Here is a 2,565-nt window from a genome sequence, read left to right as displayed (position 1 = left end):
GGGGGACCATCCTCCAAGGCTAAATACTCGTAATCGACCGATAGTGAACAAGTACCGTGAGGGAAAGGCGAAAAGAACCCCGGGAGGGGAGTGAAATAGATCCTGAAACCGCATGCATACAAAAAGTCGGAGCCCGCAAGGGTGACGGCGTACCTTTTGTATAATGGGTCAGCGACTTACATTCAGTGGCGAGGTTAACCGAATAGGGAAGCCGTAGAGAAATCGAGTCCGAATAGGGCGAATAGTCGCTGGGTGTAGACCCGAAACCAAGTGATCTATCCATGGCCAGGATGAAGGTACCGTAACAGGTGCTGGAGGTCCGAACCGACTAGTGTTGCAAAACTAGCGGATGAGCTGTGGATAGGGGTGAAAGGCTAAACAAACTTGGAAATAGCTGGTTCTCTCCGAAAACTATTTAGGTAGTGCCTCAAGTATTACCTGCGGGGGTAGAGCACTGTTTAGGCTAGGGGGTCATGGCGACTTACCAAACCTATGCAAACTCCGAATACCGCAGAGTACAGCTTGGGAGACAGAGCACCGGGTGCTAACGTCCGGACTCAAGAGGGAAACAACCCAGACCGCCAGCTAAGGTCCCTAAAATTGGCTAAGTGGGAAACGAAGTGGGAAGGCTAAAACAGTCAGGATGTTGGCTTAGAAGCAGCCATCATTTAAAGAAAGCGTAATAGCTCACTGATCGAGTCGTCCTGCGCGGAAGATGTAACGGGGCTAAGCCAGTTACCGAAGCTGCGGATGCATAGCAATATGCGTGGTAGGAGAGCGTTCTGTAAGCCTGTGAAGGTAGGTTGTGAAGCCTGCTGGAGGTATCAGAAGTGCGAATGCTGACATGAGTAGCGTTAAAGGGGGTGAAAAGCCCCCTCGCCGAAAGCGCAAGGTTTCCTACGCAACGTTCATCGGCGTAGGGTGAGTCGGCCCCTAAGGCGAGGCAGAGATGCGTAGCTGATGGGAAACAGGTCAATATTCCTGTACCGATTGCAAGTGCGATGTGGGGACGGAGAAGGTTAGCTCAGCCGGGTGTTGGATGTCCCGGTTCAAGCGTGTAGTCGTGCTCTTTAGGCAAATCCGGAGAGCTTAGATGAGGCGTGATAACGAGGAGGCTTGCCTCCGAAGTGAGTGATACCCTGCTTCCAGGAAAAGCCACTAAGCTTCAGCTTGCAACGACCGTACCGCAAACCGACACTGGTGCGCGAGATGAGTATTCTAAGGCGCTTGAGAGAACTCTGGAGAAGGAACTCGGCAAATTGACACCGTAACTTCGGAAGAAGGTGTGCCTTTAGTAGGTGAACCATTTACTTGGGGAGCCCAATGAGGCCGCAGAGAATCGGTGGCTGCAACTGTTTATTAAAAACACAGCACTCTGCAAAGACGAAAGTCGACGTATAGGGTGTGACTCCTGCCCGGTGCTGGAAGATTAAATGATGGGGTGCAAGCTCTTGACTGAAGTCCCAGTAAACGGCGGCCGTAACTATAACGGTCCTAAGGTAGCGAAATTCCTTGTCGGGTAAGTTCCGACCTGCACGAATGGAGTAATGATGGCCACACTGTCTCCTCCAGAGACTCAGCGAAGTTGAAATGTTTGTGATGATGCAATCTCCCCGCGGAAAGACGGAAAGACCCCATGAACCTTTACTGTAGCTTTACATTGGACTTTGAACAGATCTGTGTAGGATAGGTGGGAGGCTTTGAAGTAAGGTCGCTAGATCTTATGGAGCCGACGTTGAAATACCACCCTGGTGTGTTTGAGGTTCTAACCTTGGCCCGTGATCCGGGTTGGGGACAGTGTATGGTGGGCAGTTTGACTGGGGCGGTCTCCTCCCAAAGCGTAACGGAGGAGTTCGAAGGTACGCTAGTTACGGTCGGAAATCGTGACGATAGTGCATTGGCATAAGCGTGCTTGACTGCGAGACTGACAAGTCGAGCAGGTACGAAAGTAGGACAAAGTGATCCGGTGGTTCTGTATGGAAGGGCCATCGCTCAACGGATAAAAGGTACTCTGGGGATAACAGGCTGATACCGCCCAAGAGTTCATATCGACGGCGGTGTTTGGCACCTCGATGTCGGCTCATCTCATCCTGGGGCTGTAGCCGGTCCCAAGGGTATGGCTGTTCGCCATTTAAAGAGGTACGTGAGCTGGGTTTAAAACGTCGTGAGACAGTTTGGTCCCTATCTTCCGTGGGCGCTGCAAGATTGAGAGAGCCTGCTCCTAGTACGAGAGGACCGGAGTGGACGCACCTCTGGTGTATCGGTTGTCACGCCAGTGGCATTGCCGAGTAGCTAAGTGCGGAAGAGATAACCGCTGAAAGCATCTAAGCGGGAAACTCGTCTCAAGATGAGTCTTGCCGGGGCCTTGAGCCCCCTGAAGGGTCGTTCGAGACCAGGACGTTGATAGGCTGGGTGTGGAAGCGCAGTAATGCGTTAAGCTAACCAGTACTAATTGCCCGTGAGGCTTGACCCTATAACTTTGACTGCAAGCTGCAGATCAAGGTAAGTGTTCAAGTTATGTCGTTCTTCGAAGTACTGAAGACGCAATCAAAATACTGATTCCGC

General features: G+C 51.7%; 1 rRNA gene. It reads left to right on the top strand.

The features are described from left to right. Positions 1 to 2,473, top strand: a 23S ribosomal RNA gene (locus tag CDO81_RS27400); the annotation flags it as partial. Positions 2,474 to 2,565 lie beyond the last annotated feature (92 nt).

It is taken from the genome of Roseateles puraquae (genome assembly GCF_002205845.1).
In the GTDB taxonomy this organism is placed as follows: domain Bacteria; phylum Pseudomonadota; class Gammaproteobacteria; order Burkholderiales; family Burkholderiaceae_C; genus Pelomonas; species Pelomonas puraquae.
The sequence above is the reverse complement of the archived record's forward strand: the minus strand, read 5'-3'. Positions and strand labels throughout refer to the sequence as shown.